The 245-nt window shown below is 30.2% G+C and carries 1 protein-coding gene; it reads left to right on the top strand.

The genetic code is table 11. The annotated features are described in order from the left end of the window. Positions 1-36: 36 nt before the first annotated feature. Positions 37-245: lantibiotic dehydratase C-terminal domain-containing protein (locus SB659_RS20290; RefSeq protein WP_410551734.1), on the top strand; the 209-nt coding region annotated here is incomplete at its 3' end.

The following is a 245-nucleotide window of genomic DNA, read 5'->3' as shown; positions in this document are numbered from 1 at the left end:
TACATCAGATACAACGATCCGGAATATCATTTAAGGTTGAGAATCCAGATTAGTGATCTTTCAAAAATATCAAATGTTTTACAAGCCATTAATGAAGAGCTTAGCCCATTAATCGAAAGCAAACTGATTTGGAAGGTGGAATTTGGAAATTATGTACGAGAATTAGAACGATATGCATTCAAAAATATTGATGATTCTGAATCTTTATTTTATCATGATAGCGTATTTGTCTCCAAATTATTAAA

Origin of the sequence: Arthrobacter sp. SIMBA_036 (genome assembly GCF_046535135.1) — a bacterium.
In the GTDB taxonomy this organism is placed as follows: Bacteria; Actinomycetota; Actinomycetes; order Actinomycetales; family Micrococcaceae; genus Arthrobacter.
Note: the sequence above shows the minus strand (reverse complement) of the source record. Positions and strands in the feature narration are given on the sequence as shown.